Here is an 18,770-nt window from a genome sequence, read left to right as displayed (position 1 = left end):
TCATCTACACGCCAGTCCACCTGCTTCAATACGTCATTCCCGCCTGCGCGGGAATGACGTTACGTCCGCTCCGACAGCGATGGGTGCTGGGGATGCGCGCCGATATCCGGCTCCGCCAGCGCCGGCAACACCGGCGCGACGTGGCGCGGCAGGTAGATGGTCACCGTGGTGCCGGCGCCCGGTGCGCTCTCGAGCCGGATCTGGCCGCCGCTCTGGCGCACGAAGCCGTGCGCCATCGACAGCCCGAGCCCCGTGCCCTTGCCCTCGGGCTTGGTGGTGAAGAAGGGTTCGAAAGCGTGTTCCATCACCTCGGGCGGCATGCCGTGGCCATCGTCGGCGACCGTGATGACCACGTAGTCGCCGGGCGCCGGTTCGCCTTCGAGCTGGCTGGCGCCGGGGGCGACCGTCAGGTTGGCCAGCCGCAGCGCGATGCGCCCGCTGCCTTCCATCGCGTCGCGCGCATTGATCACCAGGTTCAATAACACGTGTTCGAGCTGGTTCGGATCGACCAGCGTCGGCCACAGGTTTTCTGCGGCGCTGCGTTCCAGCACGATGCCGTCGCCGGCGGCGCGCTGCAGCAGGCTGTCGCTGCGCTCGAGCAGCTGGGCCACGTCGACCACGCTCGGATGCAGCGGCTGGCGGCGGGCGAAGGCGAGCAGCTGGCCGGCCAGCTTCGACCCGCGTTCCACCGCGTCGAGCACGTTGTGCAGGCGCTTGCGGCTGGGCGGGCCTTCGGCGCGCAGCATCAGCTGCACGTTGGCGCTGATGATGTGCAGGATGTTGTTGAAGTCGTGCGCCACGCCGCCGGTCAGCTTGCCGACCGCTTCCAGCTTCTGGGCCCGGGCCAGGGCCTGGCGCGCTTCATCCAGGCGCTGCTGGCGCTGCAGCTCGCGCGCCTCGGTTTCGCGGCGCGGCGTGATGTCGCGCACGAACACGGTGGCGCCGGCGCCGTCGCCCGACGGCAGCAGGGCCACCGCCAGCTCCACCGGCACCCGCCGGCCGCTGGCGTGCAGCACTTCGGTCTCGGTCGGCTCGCCCGCCATGGGGCCGGCGCCGCCGCGCGCGAAGGCGTCGAACGCGGTGCGGAAGGCGGCGCGTCTTTCCTCCGGCAGCAGCAGCTCGGCCGGGTTGCCGATCGCCTGCGCGGCGTCGAGGCCGAAGATGCGCGAGGCCTGCGCATTCCAGTCGGTGATGCGGCCCTGGCGGTCGATGGCGACGAAGCCGTCGTAGGCGGTCTCGAGGATCGCCTTGAAGCGGCGCTCGTCGGCCGCGATGCGGCCGTGCGATTCGCGCAGCTCGAGCGTCATCGCCTGCGCCAGTTGCAGCGCGCGGCGGCGCGAGCCGGCCAGCAGCCACACCACCAGGCTGACGAGAAAGCCCAGCACCAGCCCGGTGGCGGCCACCATCTGCGGGCGATCCTGGTCGAGCGTGGCCTCGAGGCTGGCGCTCGAAGCCATCCGCACGGTCCAGGTACGGCCGGCCATCTCCATGCGGGTGGCGGTGGAAAAGCGCGGCATCCCGGCGCGCTCGGCGCCGGGCGAGCGGTACAGCAGCGCATCTGGGCTCATGTGGTCGCCGTCGAAGATCTCGACGTCGAGCTGGGGCGCCGCGATGCCGCCCACGCCGCGCATCAGGTCCTTCATGCGAAACGGCGAATAGATCCAGCCCAGCAGCGCCGCGCGACGGTCCTCGACAGTGTCGACGTCGCGCCCGCTGCGGTACACCGGCAGGTACATCAGGAAGCCCGCATCGCGGCTGGCGCCGCCTTCCTGCACCAGCACCACCTTGCCGCTCAGCGCGGCCTGGCCGCTGTCGCGCGCCGCCGCCATCGCCGCGCGCCGCACCGGTTCGCTGTACATGTCGTAGCCGAACGCGCGCAGGTTGCGCGCGTTGAACGGTTCGATGTGCGAGATGGCCGTCTGCGGCTGGCCGCCCTCGGCCGGGTAGACGCGGTAGTTCGGGAAGCCCTCGGCGCGCACCTTGTCCTCGTGGGCGGCGAGCGCGCCGGGCGGGATCAGGGTGGCGACTGCCAGCGCCTCGAGGCCGGGGAAGGACTGGTCCAGGCGCAGCACCTGGTAGTACTCGGCGAATTCGGCGCGGCTCAGGTCGACCGAGCCGCGCAGGTAGCCGCGCGCGCCGCGCAGCACCTGTTCGTAGACCAGCAGGCGGCGCCCGATGGCATAGCCCATGTCGCGGGTGCGGTAGTCGAAGGCTTCATGCAGCTGGGCCTCGGCATTGCGCTTGGCGCTGGACCAGGCAGCGAAGGTCACCAGCAGGGTCAGCACGAACACCAGCAGCGCCATCAGCAGTGGCGCGTGGCCGGCAACGGACGCCGGCGTCGGGGCTGGAAAGCGGTTGGCGGTCTGCTGCATGTCCTTGTGCGTGGCAGCCGGGGCGGCGGGGTTGATCGGAGAGTCCGGACTACGTAGCATACGCATCCTTGGATTGACAGGGCGCACGCGACTTTGCGCCTTTGTCAACGGTGTTTGTCAACTGGGCACAAGAATGCTCTTTGCTAAATGAAACATTCTAATCTGAAATATCTACCTTGCAAGAGTGCGAGAGCGGGATGAATTCCGCCTCGTCGTCCTTCTTGACCCGCCATTGGCCGCTGACCGTGCTGGCCGTCCTGTGCGGCCTGGCGCTGCTGCTGGGCATGCTGGCCCCATTACGCGGCGGCAGCCATGAACTGCTGCTGGCCTTCCCGTCCACGGTCGGGGGCGAACTGACGCTGCCGTCGGAGATCCGCCTGACGCGCGGCGTGCGTGACGTGCTGCTGCTGCGCAACGAGAGCAGGGCGCCGGTGGTGTTCGGTCCGCTCAAGATCGGCCCCGGGCGCGAACTACGCCTGCCGTTCGGCGAAGCCGGCCTGCATACCTATGCCTGCCCGCCGGTCGCCGGCAAGGTGGTGCGGGTGAGGGTGGTGGACGCGCCTGGCCCCGGCTGGGGCCGGCTTCGCTGGCGCCTCGATGAGCTGCGCCAGTGGGTGCGCTACCTGCCGCTGAGGTCCCCGGACGAGTAAATGTGCTCTTGGGTGGCAGCAATCGTACACCCGCGATGGCCCCGATTCTGTCATCATGGGACCCATGTCGACGATTTCCATGCCACTGTTCCCGCTCAGTACGGTGCTGTTTCCGGACGGGGTGTTGCCGCTGCAGGTGTTCGAGGTGCGCTATCTCGACATGATCAGCCGCTGCATCCTCGAAGGCACCCCGTTCGGCGTGGTATTGCTGACGCATGGGCAAGAGGTGCGCCGGCCCGATGCCGAGCAGGAACGCTTCGTGGCCGCCGGCACCATCGCCTCGGTCACCGAGACCACCACCGAGACCCCCGGCCTGCTGCAGGTGCTGTGCCGCGGCGGCGCGCGCTTTTCCGTCGTCACCGCCGAGCAGCGCGTCAACGGCCTGTGGATGGCCGAGGCGCAACTGGTCGAGGACGACCACAGCGTCAACATCCCGTCCGAGCTGCAGGGCGCCTCCGACGCGCTCGACCGGGTCTTGAATTCGCTGCACGACGTGCCCCAGCACCGCTGGCCGGTGCAGCCGCCGTTCCGGCTCGACGACTGCGGTTGGGTGGCCAACCGCTGGTGCGAGCTGCTGCCGTTGCCGAACCAGCAAAAGCATCATATGCTGATGCTCGACAACCCCGTGATCCGGCTCGAATTGCTGCATGACGTGCTGGATGAACATGGCTTGATCACTTCGTAGGCAAGCAGCGCAGGGGCCCGGCATGAAATTTTCTGACGATCTTCTCATCGGGTACATCAACGGCGAACTCGCCGAACCGGCGCGCGCGGCGGTCGAGCGGGCCATGCGCGCCGATCCGGTGCTGGCGGCCCGCATCGCCCACCACCGCGCCGAGCTGCAGCTCAAGGGCAATACGCGCAACGGGCGCATCGGCGTCTCGGCCAACGGCCACGACGGCAACCATGCGCAGCGCAGCGTACCGCCCTGCGGCGCCAAGGTGGTGCAACTCAACAGCCTGCGCCCCGGCCGCACGGTGCCGCCGCCGCAGATTGCCTATAGTAATTGGTGCAAGCGCCATTGGGTGGCGGTCGGCGCGGCGCTGCTGGCGGGCGCCGCCCTGGGCGCCTTCGGCTGGCACAGCCTGGCGCAGGCGCCCGGCCTGGCGACGCTCGACCACGTCGATGGTGCCCTGGTGGCGCGCGGACCGCTGGTGGCGGCGCTGGACGACCAGCTGGCCAGCCCCGGACCGTCCGACAACGGGGTGCGCATCGGCGTCACCTTCGTCGCCAAGGATGGCGGCTACTGCCGCAGCTTCGTGGTCGACACCACCGCCGGCCTGGCCTGCCTGAAGGGCGGGCGCTGGAGCATCCCGGTGCTGGCCCAGGATGGCGGCGGCGCCGCCTGGGTCGACGGCAGCCAGCCGCCGCCCGTCGTGCGCGAGGCGATCGACGCGCGCATCGCCGGCACCGTGCTCGATCCGGTGGCAGAACGCGCCGCCCAGCAACGCGGCTGGGCGCGGTGAGGCGGTTACCGGTCAAACAGGCAAATGCTGCATTGCGGCAGGGATGCGCTTTCTTTTGGTAAACTGTTCAAAAAATAGGCCGGCATATACATGGGTGGCGATTTCGGGTATCGTGTCACCCGCTAAAAGTGTCTCTACGTCCGCTTTATTCGGCCCGCCGGCCGGCTTGCCGCCGGGTAGCTCCGTCCGCCGGCTTATTCCCGTTCCTCCCTTCGCTGCGCGTCCGTCGACCCGCGACGGGGAGAACATGCCCGATCGTAGAGCTGAACGAATGAATGCAACCAAATAATATGTCTGATTCTCCGAGCAACATCGCGAACAACAACGACGTCGACGCCGCCACCGGTGCTACGCCTCCCGCGCCCGCCGCGCCGGCCGCCGCCGAGGCTCCCACGGTACGCTTCGCCGACTTCGGCCTGGCGCCGGAAATCCAGCGCGCGCTCTCGGACCAGGGCTACGTCCATCCGACCCCGATCCAGGCCCAGGCGATCCCGGTGGTGCTGCAAGGCCGCGACGTGATGGGCGCGGCCCAGACCGGCACCGGCAAGACCGCCAGCTTCTCGCTGCCGATCCTGCAATTGCTGATGCCGCACGCGAACGCCAGCATGTCGCCGGCGCGCCATCCGGTGCGCGCCCTGGTGCTGGTGCCGACCCGCGAACTGGCGGTGCAGGTGGCCGACAACGTCAAGGCCTATGCCAAGCACACGCCGCTGCGCGCGACCGTGGTGTTCGGCGGCATGGACATGAAGCCGCAGACCGAGATCCTGCGCCGCGGCGTCGAGATCGTGATCGCCACCCCGGGCCGCCTGCTGGACCACGTGGAGCAGAAAAACATCAGCCTGGGCCAGGTGCAGATGCTGGTGATGGACGAAGCCGACCGCATGCTCGACATGGGCTTCCTGCCCGACCTGCAGCGCATCATCAACCTGCTGCCAAAAGCACGCCAGAACCTGATGTTCTCGGCCACCTTCTCGCCCGAGATCAAGAAACTGGCCAACACCTTCCTGAACAATCCGCTGACCATCGAAGTCGCGCGCAGCAACGCGACCGCCGAGAAAGTCACGCAGATCGTGTACAAGGTCGATGAGGAAGCCAAGCGCGACGTGGTCGAGCACCTGATCCGCTCGCGCGGCATGAAGCAGGTGATCATCTTCTCGAACACCAAGATCGGCGCTTCGCGCCTGTCGAGCCACCTCGAGAAGCGCGGCGTCAAGGCGTCGGCGATCCACGGCGACAAGACTCAGCAGGAGCGCATGGCGGCGCTGGACGCGTTCAAGAACGGCACGGTCGAAGTGCTGGTGGCGACCGACGTCGCCGCGCGCGGCCTCGATATCTCCGACCTGCCGGCCGTGATCAACTACGACCTGCCGTACAACGCCGAAGACTATGTGCACCGCATCGGCCGCACCGGCCGCGCCGGCGCCTCGGGCGATGCGCTGTCCGTGTACTCGGACAAGGACGAGCGCCTGCTGGCCGACATCGAGAAGCTGATCAAGCAGACCATCACGCGCGGCACGCTGGAAGGCTTCGTGGCGCCAGGCAGCCGTGGTCGCGAGTTCGGTCGCGAAGGTGGCCGCGAAGGTGGCCGTGAAAGTGGACGTGACTACGGTTCGCGCGACGGCGAACGCGGCGCCCGCCGCGGCGACGAGCGTGGCGAGCGTGGCGGCGCAGCGCGTGCGCCGCGTAGCGGACTCGGTCCGGGCGCGCGGCGGGAGAAGGTCGATCCGTGGTTCCTCAAGCCCTACGAACCGACCAGCAGCCCGCGCAAGGATCTTGACGCGGCGCCGCACGCGCCGGCCAAGCCGGCCAAGCAGAAGCTGGCTTTCCTGCTGGGTGGCGGGCCGAAGGCGCAGGCCTGACCGCCAGCTTGTAAACGTCGTCCCCGCACAGGCGGGGACCCAAGTCTCATGCAAACCACTGATGCGAACTTTAGTGGCTGCGCTGATTAACTTGGGTCCCCGCCTGCGCGGGGAGTCGTTACTGCCAGTGGCAGTAACGACGTGTTTGGGCTGACAATGTGAATCGCAATCCTGGCTCGGCACGTTCCGCCGCAAGCCGCCAGCCATGGGCCCGCGCCACCTCCTGGCAGATCGACAGCCCCAATCCCGCCCCAAGATCGCGCCGGTGCGGCCCGCGCCAGAAGCGGTCGAACAGCAGCGCCAGCTGCGCCGCCTCGACGCCCGGCCCATGGTCGCGCACCGACAGGCTGTCGCGGGCGATCTCCACGCTGACGGTGGAACCGGCCGGCGCGTGCTCGATCGCATTCTCCAGCAGGTTTTTCAACAGCGTGAACAGCGCGCCCCGGTCGGCCTGCCACGTCAGCCCATCGTCCGTGCTGGACACCGCCAGCTTCACGCCGGCCGCCTCGGCCATGCGCCGCAGGTAGCCGATCGCCTCGTCGGCCACTTCTCTTACCCTGACCGTGCCGAACGCGTAGTTGGTCGCCTCGCTGGCTTCGGCCAGCAGCAGCAACTGCTGCACCTGGCGCGACATGTAGGCGACGTCCTTCAACAGCGCGGCGCGGTCGGCCTCGCTGTCCACGCCCAGCTCCACCTGGGCCCGGGTCATCGCCAGCGGCGTCTTGAGTTCGTGCGCGGCATTGCCCAGGAATTCCTGCTGCGCCCGGTAGGCCTGCTCCAGGCGCTCGAGAACCCGGTTGAAGCTGTCGACCAGCGGCGCGATCTCGCGTGGCACCGCGTCGGTGCGCAGGCGTGCATGCATCGAGCGCAGCGAGATGCCGGCCGCCGACGCCGACACGTCCTGCAGCGGCTTCAGGGTGTAGCGCAGCGTGATCCAGGTGCACAGGCCGAAGGCGAGCAGCAGCACCAGGGTGAACAGGGCGATGCCCCATGCCACCAGCGGCAGGGCGACCCGGTGCAGCAGGTGCATCATGCGGCTGCTGGCGGCCACCTGCAGGTAGAGGCCATGGCGCCCTTCGAGCGCGAGCGGTTCGCTGGCGCCGAAGAAGGTCACGTTATCGCGGGTAAACTCGAAGCGGGTGCGCCCCGCGCCGGCAGGCAGCACGCCGGCGGGCCAGAAGCGCGGGCCCGCCTCGGACAGCAGGGCCGCATTGCCGGTGCGGTCGACGACGCGGTAGGCGACTTCGCGCCCCAGGCTGTCAAAGGCCCACTTGATGGCGTGGTGGTCCTCGGTTCCCAGGCGCAGCCTGCCGTCGCGCCCGACGTGGACCTTGGCCGATAGATCATGTGCCATGTCCGACAGGTCGGTCCGGGCCAGCACATTGGTCTGCAGGACGAAGGCCGCGACCAGCACCACCAGCATGACGCTGAGCAGCGTGCCGGCGATGAAGGCCATCACGATCTTCCATTCAGCGATTCAGGCGGTCCGCTTGAGCGCCGCCCCGACCCGGTCCAGCAAGTCCTGGTGCTGGTAGGGCTTGGACAGCACGTCGAGCGTGCCGCTGGGCTTGCCGCGGCCGGGCAGTTCGTCCATATAGCCGGTGGTGACCAGCACCGGCAGGCCGGGGCGCTTGGCGTGCACGCGCTCGATCAGTTCCAGTCCGTTCATCCCGCCCGGCATGATCACGTCGGTGAACAGCAGGTCGGCCTGCTCGCCGCTTTCCAGCAGGCCGAGTGCGCGCTCGCCGCTGGGGGCCGACAGCACGTCGTAGCCGGCCATTTCGAGCATGCTCTCGGCCAGTTCGCGCACGTCGTCGTTGTCCTCGACCACCAGGATGCGGCAGCGCCGCTGCCGCGGTTCTTCCGGCGTGCCGCCGCGCCGTTCGGCCAGGGAGGCGTCGTCGCTGGCGGCCTGCTCGGCGACCCGGAACACCATCCGTACCTGGGTGCCGCGTCCCGGCTCGCTGACGATGTCGAGCTTGCCGTGCGACTGCTGCACGAAGCCGTGCACCATCGCCAGGCCCAGGCCGGTGCCCGGCCCCTTGGTGGTGAAGAAGGGTTCGGTGGCGCGGCGCTTGACCTCGGGCGTCATGCCCTCGCCCTCGTCCTGCACGCAGATGCAGACGTACTCGCCCGGGGGGAGAGCCAGCAGGCGGCGACGTTCCTCGCCCAGCACGGCGGTGCCGACCGTGACCGCGCCGCCGCCCGGCATCGCGTCGCGCGCATTGAGCACAACGTTGAGCAGCGCCATCTCGAGATAGGTCGGGTCGACCGTGCAGGACGGCAGGCCGGGCTTGAGGTCGAGCCGCAGGTCGACCTTGTCGCCCAGGGTGCGCACCAGCATGTCGGAAAACTCGACCACCAGGCTGTTCAGGCTCAGGCGCTTCGGCTCCAGGCGCTGCTTGCGCGCAAAGGTCAGCAGCTGCTGGGTCAGCTTGGCGGCCTGCATGGTGGCGCGCTGGGCGCGCCGGATCGGTTCGGCCGCCTTGTGCTGGGGACCGGCGCCCAGCAGGGCGACTTCGAGGTTGCCGTTGATAACTTGCAGCAGGTTGTTGAAATCGTGGGCCATGCCGGCCGAGAGCTGGCCGATGGCTTCCATCTTCTGCGCCTGCAGATGCGATTCCTGGTTGTTGCGGCGCTCGGTGATGTCCATCTGCGAAGCGAAGAAGTACAGCAGCTGGCCTTCCTGGTCGAAGATGGGTCCGAAGAACAGGGCGTTCCAGAACGGCGTTCCGTCGGCCTTGTAGTTCACGATGTCCACCGCCACCGCGCGCTGTTCCTCGACCGCGCGGTGCAGCTCGGCCACGGTGGCGCGGTCGGTGTCGGGTCCCTGCAGGAAGCGGCAGTTACGGCCCAGGATATCTTCTTCGGCATAGCCGGTCAGGTCGACGAAGGCGCCGTTGGCGAACACGATCGGATTGTCGTCCTGGCGCGGATCGGTGATCAGCATCGGCATGCGGGTCATCTCGACCGCGGCGAAGAAGATGTTGCCGCGTTCGTCCAGTCCGCCGTGCTCGATATAGCCCGACTGCCAGTGGTGGACGCCGGGATTGTCCTCGACCGGGCCCATCGGATTGACGGCATTGCCTTCGACCTCGCCGTCCGCCGGCACGCCGCGGCTCTGGCCGCCGCCCTGCACGTCGAGCTCTTTCTTGAGTGAATCGTCCTTCGGCGGTCCGAGTACCATGAAGTGTCCTTGGGAGTTGGCGGCCGGTCTGGCAGCGGGGCGGATGCCAGCCTGTCTGATTCGACTCTAGCGCCCGCATCCGCCGCGCTCTGTGCGAGCGCCCACACAAGTGACCGGGCAGCCTCAGTGCGCGCCGGTCAGGACGAGTTCCTCGATGCCGATGCCGAGATGGCGCGTATCGCCACCCTGTCCCGGCGGAACGGGGGAGACGGGGCGTGGCACGACAATGGTGAGCGTGCGGGTGTTGCCATCGGTATCGAAATGGAGAGCAACTGTCTGCACCCCATTGCCCACTCTGAATTCCTGGCTGGCGCCGCCGACTTCCATCCTGAACGGCAGCGTCGCGTTGACGTCGAAGGCGCGCGCCCGCAGCATGATGCCGACATGGCGCGGCAGTGGCTGGGCAAACTGCAGGGTGACGGTCTTCCCGTCCGACCAGCGGCCCCACGGCTCGATCCCGGACAGGCCCGTGACCTCGCTGACGATCGCCGGATCGGGTGGCATGGATAATGCGATGCGGGCCAGTACCGGCGCCGGATCGGGCAGGCGAACCAGGGCGAAATCGGGCTCGCGGTGCACGACGTTCGCGTTCGCCGGCAGTGGGTGATTGCCGATCACCAGCAACCATTTCTGGTCGAGCGGCATCTGGTAGGGTTCGATCGGGAAATGCCCATCCATCTGCATCTGGCGCGAATCGGGATGGTCGATGTGGAATTGCGCCCGCATCAGTTGCTGCGGGTCGACGCACACCACGGTGATCTGGCCGCGTTCGGCCGCCGGCACGGTGTTGCGCGCGAGCAATCCAGCCCGGTCGCCGACGGTGGTTGGCCGGTATTCGGCCTGGAACAGGGCAATGCTCTGCTGCGCCACCAGCAGGGACAGGGGCAGCACGGTCAGCAGGAATAGCCGCGGCGCATTCCAGCGTCCCACAGCCCAGAGCAGCAGCAATAGCAGTTGCAAGGCATAGATCGCCTGGCCGCTGCGCAGCAAGGGATTGACGGAAGCGATGTCCGGACCATCCACCAGGTAGATGACATAGGTCGGCAACTTGTACCAGGCGATGCCCAACACCGCCGCCACCAGCGCCGCAACGAGCCAGCGCAGCCACGGCAAACGATTCTCGCGGTCGTGGGCGGCCGCTGCCGCCACGATCCACAGCAGCGGGAAGGTGAAGCTGTAGTAGCGCAGATGCAGGCGCAGGCCTTCGTTATTGCCGGCATAGGCCACGGTGCCCGCATACACGGCCGTCATCCCGGCGGCGGCGCCCAGCATCAGCAGCACGTATACCAGCAGCGGATTCACGGGCGTGCCGCGCGCGCGCAGGGCGCTGCTGCACAAGCCGTGCAGCAGCGCCGCGAGCGGCAGCCCGAGCAGCACCGCAAGCGCCATCAGGTGGCCGCGGGCGCTGATCCAGGCGGGGCCGAGCAGCTGCACCAGGCGGTCGACCAGGCTGCCACCGCCGGCGGCATTGCCATAGAACGGTCCGAGAAGACTCAGGCCGGCGTCGCCCGCCAGCACGAAGCCGAGCGCAAACTTGACGCCGAGCGCCAGCGCAGCGGCGATGCCTGCCGCGCCCAGGCCGCGCCACAGCCATGCGCCGCCCGCATGCCAGCTGGCATATACCAGATACAGGCACAGGGAAGGCAACAGGAACAGCGCGTGCACCTTGACCAGGCTCATCGCGCCGAGCACCGCCCCACCGGCCATTGCCAGCAAGGGCAGCGGGCGGTCGGCATGCGCCAGCATGACCCAGCTCAGGACGCAGAAGCCGAAGTAATAGACCGCCTCCGGCATGAAGAACATCGTGTACAGATTCAGTGGCGCCAGCATGGACAGCAGGGCGATGGCGGCGGCCCACCCAGGGCCCGTGAAGCGGCGTGCGGTCAGGTACAGGAAAGGCGCGGCGGCCGTATAGAAGAGCAGGTTGATGCCGCGCGCGCAGTCGAGGAAGCCGTCGCCGCAGGCATTGGTGGCGCCGAACAGCCATAGATAGAGATAAGAAGGCACGATGGCCTCGGCCAGCGGCGTCAGGCGCGCCATCTTGCTGTAGTACCACTCGTCGGCGAAGATCACCGGATGCAGGCCGAAGTTGCGCCAGGCCAGCCAGGCGACGGCCAAGGCCAGCAGCAGGCCGAAGGCGATGCGCATGCGCGGATGCCGAAGGTCGGGAGTAGGAAAAGTCATGGTTCGGGATGAAGGGATGTCGTCGTGTCGTCGGGGGCGGCGCCGATCGCGATCTCGGCGATGCCGATGCCGAGGGGGCGGTCGTCCGCCCATTGGCCGAGCGAACTCGGCGCGGTGGGGCGCGGCACCTCGATCGCCAGGCTGCGCTGCGCGCCGTCGGTCTCGAAACGCAGCGTCACCTCCTGCTCGCTGCCGCCCAGGCGGAAGCTGGATTGTGCGTCGCCTACCCGCATCGTGAACGGGAGGGTGGTGTTGTCGGCGTAGGCCAGGCCGGTCAGCAGCACGACCAGCCGTTTGGGCAGCGGCCGGTCGAAGTGCAGGACCACCTGCCTGGTGTCCGACCAGCGGCCCCACGGTTCGGGCTTGGACAGCCCTTCGGCGCGCTCCACCAGCTTGCCCGGGCCGATGCCGTCGGACAGGCGGGCGCTGGCGACTGGCCGGAAACCTTCCGCCAGCCTGAACAGCCTGTATCCATCGCCTGTCAGCACCGGCGCCAGGCCGTCGGGCAGGGTGTGCTCGCCCATCGCCAGCAGCCAGCGCCGGCGCGCGGGCAGGTGGTAGGGTTCGATGGGGGCGCCGTCATCCAGCACCAGCATCCCGGTATCCTTGTCGTCGATGTGGAGCTGGGCGCGCATCACGTCCATCACGCTGTCGGACACCACCGTGATCAGCTTGCGCTCGTCGCGCGGCACGTGGTCGCGCGCGGCGATGCCGCCGCGGTCCGCCGGCCAGCCGGCGCGCAGCCGGTCGAAGTAGTGCGAGGTGGCGTGGATGCCCAGCGCCAGCATCGCCGGCAGCGCCAGGAACAGGAACAGCGGCGCCGCCAGGCGGCTGCCGGCGGCCCAGGCGCCGAGCACCAGCAGGTCGAGCGCGACGATGGCCCAGCCGGTCCAATGGGCGACGCCGATGGCCGCCAGTTCAGGCGCGTCGATGTCGGTGATGACGTACAGCGGCAGCATGAATTTCGCGGCGACGACGGCGCTGCCCACCAGCAGCGCGGCCAGCAGCCGCAGGCGCCGCTCGCTGCCCAGCGCCGCGTGCGCATCGATGGCGGCCGCGGCCAGGATGAACAGCAGCGGGAAGGTGAAGCTGTAGTAGCGCAGGTGCAGCCGCAGCACTTCGAGCGGCGTGATGCCCGCCAGCGAGGCGGTGAACATCACGGTGACGCCGGCGCTCGCCCCCAGCGTCAGGAGCGCGTACAGGGCCAGGCGGGCGAGCGCGGGCGGCAGCGCCTGGCGGGTGCGGCGGCCGATCGCGAGCAGCAGCAGGATCGCCATCGGCAGCGGCAGCAGCAGCGCCAGCGCCATCAGGTGGCCGCGGCCGTTGATGAAGGCGGCCGACGCCAGCGTCGCCAGCGACTTGCCGGCGTTGGCGCTGGCGGTGTGTCCGTAGAAGCTGCCGAGGATGCCGAGCGCGGGCTCGCCGGCCAGCAGGTAGCCGAGTCCCAGCTTGACCGCGAACGCGGCGCCGACGGCCAGCAGCGCGCCGGCCAGGCCATCGCGCAACCAGCGCGTGCCTGGCGCCTGCAGCCAGCCGGCGCCGAGCAGGAACAGGGACACGGCCGGCAGCAGGAACAGCGCATGCACTTTCACCAGGCTCATCATCCCCAGCACCAGGCCGGCGCCGGCCGCCAGCGCGGCCGGATGCCAGTGCACGCGCGTCAGCAGCAGCCAGCTCAATACCGCGAAGCCGAAGTAATAGGCGGTCTCGGGCATGAACATCGCGCTGAACAGGTTGAACGGCGCGAGCAGGCACATCAGGCTGACGACGGCCGCCAGCGCGGGGCGCATGACGCGGCAGGCGATCAGGTACAGGAAGGGGGCGGCGCCAACCAGCAGCAGCGCGTTGCCGATGCGGACGCAGTCGAGGAAGCCGGTTCCGCAACTGCTGGTGAAGCCGAACAGCCACAGGTACAGGTAGGACGGCACGATCGCTTCGCCCAGCGGCATCAGGCGCGCCATCTTGCTGTAGTACCACTCGTCGGCGAAGATCCCCGGGTACAGGCCGAGGCTGCGCTGCAGCAGCCAGGCGAACAGGATGCACAGCGCCAGCGCCAGCAGCGCGCCGGCATGGCGGTCCAGTGCCGGCCGGGCGGAAGGCGTCGTGGCGGGCGTGTCGCTCATGGGGACGGAGATGCGGAGCGCCAGGCGGCGAGGGCGGCCTGCATGCGCTGCCACGTGAAGAACTTGCGCTTTTCGTAGTAGAGCGGACCGGTGTGCGGGCGCTGTTCGAGCCGCGCCAGCGACACCGGCTGCAAGCCCTCGGCGCCGTGCACCAGGTAGTGCAGGGCGACGAAGGGGAACAGCCCGATCCAGGTGGTGCGCTGCGACGGATACGACAGGCAGTGGCGCAGGTGGCGCAGGCGCGCGCCCCAGGCGATCGGCAGGCGTGACACCGGGCCGTTCTCGGGCAGCGGCGCGAACACGCGGAACAGCGGCCCGGGCAGGCCATTGGCCTGGTACAGCGTGAACTGCCAGGTGCGCTCCAGCAGGCCGCGCTGGGCCGCCAGCTGCACCGTCAGGGCGTGCAGGGCGTCGTGGTCGTGGTGGCCGCCTTCCCAGGCGGTCACGTGGATCGATTCGATCGGGAAGAAACCGTCCAGCCAGGCGCCGATCCAGTCGGCCGCGGCCTCCAGGTGCAGCGGCAGCCGGGCGTCGCCGATCCCCAGTTCGGCGCCGGCGAAGCGCACCTCGTGCGCGTCGACGCCGAGCCGCGCCAGCACCGCCAGCGATTCGGCGTTGCGGGTGGCCGCGCTGGCGCTGGCGGTCTGGCCGTCGGTGAGATAGGCGCAGGCCACGCGCCGGCCCTGGCGGCGCAGGCTGGCGATGCGTTCGTACACCCCGAACTCGTCGTCCTGGTGGGCGAACAGGAACAGGGCGACGGGTTCAATAGGCATCGAAGTCGAGGAAACTGAACTGGAGCCGGCTCGGGTCGAGCGCGCTCACGCGCGGGACGAAGGAACGGTAGATCAGGTTCAGCGGCGACGGACGCAGACGCCGCGGGATGCTCGGGTAGTTCCAGTAGCTGCTGCTCGCGTCCGGCGCCAGGCCCAGGTACAGGCGCAGCGGCGACAGCGGGGCGGGTTTGCCGGCATCGACGTCGGCCCCCGCGCTCGCGGGCAGCTCGGCATACGCCGGCAACTTGAGGCCGAAGGCGGCGGCGTAGAACTGCTCGCGCCCGCCGCCGGCGCGGCGCGCCACCGGGTTGTGCGGATTGGCGCAGCGCCAGGCCAGCGCCTGCGGGCTCCAGCTGCGCTCGAACGACAGCTGCGCGGCCGGCGCCTTGGGGCCGTGGGCCAGCTTGCCCAGGCCGACGCGCGCTTCCAGCGGGCGCACCAGCTGGAAGCCCAGCTTGCGCACGAAGCCGGGAGTGCTGTTGGCGTTGGCCACGCCGTACACGCCGTCGAAGCCGGCGGCGGCGCCGGCCTCGAACGTGGCGGCGGCCAGTCTGGTGAACAGGCCCTTGCCCTGGTAGTCGGGATGGGTCGCGGTGTTCAGCGACAGCAGCACCGGCACCTCGCGGCCCTCGACCCAGGCGCGCGCCGGGATGCACACGTAGTGGGCCGCCAGGCGTTCGCCGTCCCAGGCGTCCATGCCGACCGCCGGGCCGTCGGGATTGGCCGCGTACAGCCAGGTCAGGTAGGCGGGCGTGAACTTGCCGGCGCCGGGGAAGCAGGCGTCGAACAGGGCGCCGTACAGGGCGAGGGTGGCCGGGTCGTGCTGAACGGGAGCGATGCGCATCACTTGAAGATCCAGTAGCGGCTGAGCAGGTATCCGTTCACCGCCACCAGCGGCAGCGACAGGATCTTCCCGGCCAGCGGGTTATCGGCAAGGGACACCGCCAGCGCGACGCAGGCGATGGTCAGGACGTAGTTCAAGCCTACCACGCACAGGTAGCGGGCGAAGCTGCTTTTCGAGGCCGCCTGCTCGAAGGTCACGCGGCTGTGAAAGGCGTAGTTGACCAGCAGGCCGGCCACGAAGCCGGCGCTGGCGGCGGCCGTATGGTGGGCGCCGCTGCCGATCAGGAGCTGCATCAGGCCGATGTCGACCCCGGCGCACAGGAGGCCGCCGACCAGGAAGACGCCGAACTGGCGCAGGCGTGCCGGCTCAATCATCGAAGCGGCGCCGGAACAGCGTCTTCTTGTGCAGCACGCGGCGCGGCACCGACGCGATGTCGTAGTTCAGGAAGGCCAGGATCAGCTGCACGCCCATGATCACCGGCAGCGCCGCCAGCATCACGGTGCCGGCCGGGGTCTCGACGTCGCTGCGCGCCGAGGCGATCCAGTGGCTCACGCCATACACGGCGCCGAAGGCGGTGAGCAGCACGCCGGCCGGCAGCTCGATCGAGGCCACCGACAGGTTGCGCAGGTAGTAGTTGTAGAACAGGCGCTTGAAGAAGTTGCGCACGTTCTTGGCCGCGAACTCGGTGATCACCTTCGACACCTTGAGGTTGCTGACCTCGTCGCCATAGACGGCGTCCATCGGCACGTCGACCGCCACCGCGCCCAGGGTGTTCAGGCGGAACAGCATGTCGCTCTCGAAGAAGTAGCGCTTGCTGATCTTGTCGAAGGGCAGGTAACGCGCGGCGTCGGCGTGGATCGCGGTATAGCCGTTGGTCGGATCGAACAGGTCCCAGTAGCCCGACGAGAGCTTGGTCATGAACGACAGCATGGCGTTGCCGAACAGGCGCACCGGCGGCATGGCGCCCAGGCGCTCCAGGTTGAAGAAACGGTTGCCCTTGGTGTAGTCGGCTTCGCCGGCCAGGATCGGCGCCACGAACATCGGGATCAGCGACGCGTCCATCTGGCCGTCGCCGTCGATCTTGACGATCACCGTCGCGCCGTCGGCGATCGCGGCGCGGTAGCCGGTCATCACGGCGCCGCCCACGCCCTGGTTCTCGGCGTGTTCGAGCACGGTCACGCGCGGGTCGCGGCAATGCTCGCGCACGTAGGCGCCGCTGGCGTCCGGGCATTTATCGTCGACCACGTAGATGCGCGTGACTTCCGGCCCGACGCCGGCGACCACGCCGAGGATGTGGCGCGTCACGCGATAGCTGGGGATGACGACGGCGATCATGGTTGTGTCTTCACTTGTTGTTCTGCTTGTTGACCTGCTTGCGGCGCCACCGGCTGGCGCACGCTCGCCTGGCGCAGGAAGAAGGCGAGCAGGCGGCCGTCGCTGGCGCCCGGGGAGTTCGGCGCGGCGTGCTCGAGTTCGATCACGAGTTCGCGCGCGCGGGCGGCCGGCGGCAGCGCCAGCGGTCCTTCGCGGTCGAGCGCATGCCAGCCCAGGTCGTGGCCATTGACGGTCACCCGGGTCTCGCGGTTCGGCGCGTGGTAGTTGCCGGTCATGAGCAGGCTCTCGGCCGGCGCCCCGTCGATGCGCAGCACGATGCGCGAGCGATCGCCGGTCGACCACACGCCGCTCCAGAACGGACCGTTCTCTTCCAGCCCGCTCCAGCCCGACTCCAGCCGCAGGGCATCGCCGGCGCGGAACGCGTCGATCTCGAAGTCGCGCTGGGCGAAGCCGCCGTGCACGCAGCGCAATTCGCCGTCGAGGTAGCGCCAGCCGCGCGAGCTGCGCGTCACCGGCAGGTCGGGGGAGAACACCATGTCGCGCCCGCACAGTTCCTCTTCGGCGCGCGGGTTGGCGTCGTTGACCAGGGTCTTGACCACGGCGCCTTCGCGATAGGCGTAGACCAGGTCGGGACGGATGTAGTCGTCGTGGTGGCCGGCGCGCTCGGCGAATATCTCGGGTTCGGGGTGGTAGTACTGTGGCGCGACCTTCAGGACTGCGCGCGCCAGCGGGCTGAAGGTGACGTAGTGGTAGCTGGCCGCATGCGCCATCGCCAGCGCCTGGCACAGGGCCACGCCCAGCACCAGCTTGCGCGGCCAGCGCGGCAGATCGCGCAGCAGCACCAGCAGCACGAACAGCAGCGGCATCGCGGCCCAGAACGCGTAGCGCATCACGCCGGTGGCGTCCGAGTTCCAGTTGTTGATGGCCAGGGCCGGCAGCGCCAGCGCCAGCGTGAACAGCAGGGCCAGGCCCAGGGCAGCGCGCCAGCGCGATCCGGCGCGCGGGAGCCACAGCAGCAGGCCGGCCAGCAGCGCCGGCACGCCGACGATCATGCCCTGGTTCAGGTCGAAGAAGAAGGACAGCAGGCGCACCGTGCCGATGTGTTCCGGGTCGGAATACAGGCGGGCGATGATGTTCGGGGTGCCGAACTGGACCAGGTTGAACAGCGGCGGCAGCCCGATCATGAGCGCGCCGGCGGCCAGCGCCACGACGGTGCGCAGCGTGAGCTGGCGGCGCAGGTTGCCCATGGCGCCGAGCGCCGGCTGCCAGTCGAGCGTCATGCGCAGCAGGGGGGCGAAGGCGAAGAAGAACACGATGGTCGGGTTTTGCTGGCCCGCCAGGCCGGCCAGCACCGCGCCGCTTACCGGTGCGCCGCTGCAGAACAGCAGCAGCGCCGCCAGCAGGCCGGCCGCGCTCACGCATTCGGGGCTGGTCCAGTTCCAGTACAGGGCGCCGCCGCACACCATGAACAGCGCCAGGCCGGCCCAGGCCTTGCGGTCCGAACCGAAGAAGCGGCGCAGCGCCAGGCCGAGCACGAAGATGACGGCCAGGTTGACCGCCTGGTAGGCCTTGAACGGCGGCACGCCGATGGCCTCGAACAGCTTGAAGGCCGGCGCCGCCAGCAGCGAGTAGCCGAAGAAATGGACCGGATAGACGTCGCCGCCGCGGCCGCGCACGAAGGCGGCGTACAGCTTTTCGTCGCCGGCGCGCAGCCCGCTCTCGATGCGGTTCAGGGGTTCGTCGAGCAGGCCCGGGACCAGGGCGCGCACGCGCGCGATGTCTTCCAGGCGCACGTCCGGCGTGCCGCGCTCGGCCAGGGCCACGGTGGCCAGCGTGTACTCGACCACGTCGCCGCCGAAGCGCGGCTTGAACACGGCCAGCATGGCCACCAGCACCACGGCCAGCAGCAGCGGGAAGCGCCAGGCGGCGTGCGCATTGGCATGTGCGGAGAAGGAAGCGGGGTTCGCGGCGCGCATG

14 protein-coding genes are annotated in these 18,770 nt (G+C 69.2%); 4 read left to right on the top strand and 10 right to left on the bottom strand.

Going from position 1 to position 18,770, the window contains the following annotated elements:
- Nucleotides 1–59 precede the first annotated feature (59 nt).
- On the bottom strand, nt 60–2,432 hold the full coding sequence (locus J3U95_RS14455) for a CHASE domain-containing protein (RefSeq protein WP_208279261.1): 2,373 nt from the start codon (nt 2,430–2,432) through the stop codon (nt 60–62).
- 137 nt (nt 2,433–2,569) lie between these two features.
- Between J3U95_RS14455 and J3U95_RS14450 the strand changes: the two genes are divergently transcribed.
- The 4 genes from J3U95_RS14450 (at nt 2,570) to J3U95_RS14435 (ending at nt 6,347) form a co-directional block, all read left to right on the top strand.
- Nucleotides 2,570–3,022: a hypothetical protein gene (locus J3U95_RS14450; RefSeq protein WP_208279260.1), complete on the top strand. Its 453-nt coding sequence runs from the start codon at nt 2,570–2,572 to the stop codon at nt 3,020–3,022.
- Between the two features lie 64 nt (nt 3,023–3,086).
- Complete coding sequence (locus tag J3U95_RS14445; RefSeq protein ID WP_208279259.1) at nt 3,087–3,707, top strand: LON peptidase substrate-binding domain-containing protein; 621 nt, start codon at nt 3,087–3,089, stop codon at nt 3,705–3,707.
- A 22-nt stretch (nt 3,708–3,729) separates the two neighbouring features.
- Complete coding sequence (locus tag J3U95_RS14440) at nt 3,730–4,488, top strand: anti-sigma factor (RefSeq protein ID WP_208279258.1); 759 nt, start codon at nt 3,730–3,732, stop codon at nt 4,486–4,488.
- Between the two features lie 290 nt (nt 4,489–4,778).
- Nucleotides 4,779–6,347, top strand: coding sequence for a DEAD/DEAH box helicase (locus tag J3U95_RS14435; RefSeq protein WP_208279257.1), 1,569 nt, complete (start codon nt 4,779–4,781; stop codon nt 6,345–6,347).
- Between the two features lie 118 nt (nt 6,348–6,465).
- Here J3U95_RS14435 and J3U95_RS14430 read toward each other — a convergent pair whose 3' ends face one another.
- The 9 genes from J3U95_RS14430 to J3U95_RS14390 form a co-directional block, all read right to left on the bottom strand.
- The gene (locus J3U95_RS14430; protein WP_208279256.1) at nt 6,466–7,803 is read right to left on the bottom strand and encodes a sensor histidine kinase; all 1,338 of its coding nucleotides are present in this window, start codon (nt 7,801–7,803) and stop codon (nt 6,466–6,468) included.
- Nucleotides 7,804–7,824: 21 nt separating this feature from the next.
- Nucleotides 7,825–9,534 carry a response regulator gene (locus tag J3U95_RS14425; protein WP_208279255.1) on the bottom strand — a complete coding sequence of 570 codons (1,710 nt, stop codon included), beginning with the start codon at nt 9,532–9,534 and terminating at the stop codon, nt 7,825–7,827.
- A gap of 123 nt (nt 9,535–9,657) precedes the next feature.
- The gene (locus tag J3U95_RS14420; RefSeq protein ID WP_208279254.1) at nt 9,658–11,718 is read right to left on the bottom strand and encodes a DUF7024 domain-containing protein; all 2,061 of its coding nucleotides are present in this window, start codon (nt 11,716–11,718) and stop codon (nt 9,658–9,660) included.
- Nucleotides 11,715–13,841 (bottom strand): DUF7024 domain-containing protein, encoded by a 2,127-nt coding sequence (locus tag J3U95_RS14415; RefSeq protein ID WP_208279253.1) that lies wholly within the window; start codon nt 13,839–13,841, stop codon nt 11,715–11,717. Before J3U95_RS14415 ends, J3U95_RS14420 begins: the two co-directional genes overlap by 4 nt.
- Nucleotides 13,838–14,614 carry a PIG-L deacetylase family protein gene (locus tag J3U95_RS14410; protein ID WP_208279252.1) on the bottom strand — a complete coding sequence of 259 codons (777 nt, stop codon included), beginning with the start codon at nt 14,612–14,614 and terminating at the stop codon, nt 13,838–13,840. The genes J3U95_RS14415 and J3U95_RS14410 overlap by 4 nt, the downstream gene beginning before the upstream one ends.
- The gene (locus J3U95_RS14405) at nt 14,604–15,458 is read right to left on the bottom strand and encodes a GNAT family N-acetyltransferase (protein ID WP_208279251.1); all 855 of its coding nucleotides are present in this window, start codon (nt 15,456–15,458) and stop codon (nt 14,604–14,606) included. The genes J3U95_RS14410 and J3U95_RS14405 overlap by 11 nt, the downstream gene beginning before the upstream one ends.
- A complete protein-coding gene (locus tag J3U95_RS14400; RefSeq protein WP_208279250.1) occupies nt 15,458–15,832 on the bottom strand; it encodes a GtrA family protein in 375 nt (124 codons plus the stop codon). Before J3U95_RS14400 ends, J3U95_RS14405 begins: the two co-directional genes overlap by 1 nt.
- Complete coding sequence (locus J3U95_RS14395; RefSeq protein WP_208279249.1) at nt 15,825–16,793, bottom strand: glycosyltransferase family 2 protein; 969 nt, start codon at nt 16,791–16,793, stop codon at nt 15,825–15,827. Before J3U95_RS14395 ends, J3U95_RS14400 begins: the two co-directional genes overlap by 8 nt.
- Nucleotides 16,790–18,769: a hypothetical protein gene (locus tag J3U95_RS14390; RefSeq protein ID WP_208279248.1), complete on the bottom strand. Its 1,980-nt coding sequence runs from the start codon at nt 18,767–18,769 to the stop codon at nt 16,790–16,792. Before J3U95_RS14390 ends, J3U95_RS14395 begins: the two co-directional genes overlap by 4 nt.
- Nucleotide 18,770 lies beyond the last annotated feature (1 nt).

Source organism: Massilia oculi (assembly GCF_017582745.1).
Lineage (GTDB): Bacteria > Pseudomonadota > Gammaproteobacteria > Burkholderiales > Burkholderiaceae_D > Telluria > Telluria oculi_A.
Note: the sequence above shows the minus strand (reverse complement) of the source record. Positions and strands in the feature narration are given on the sequence as shown.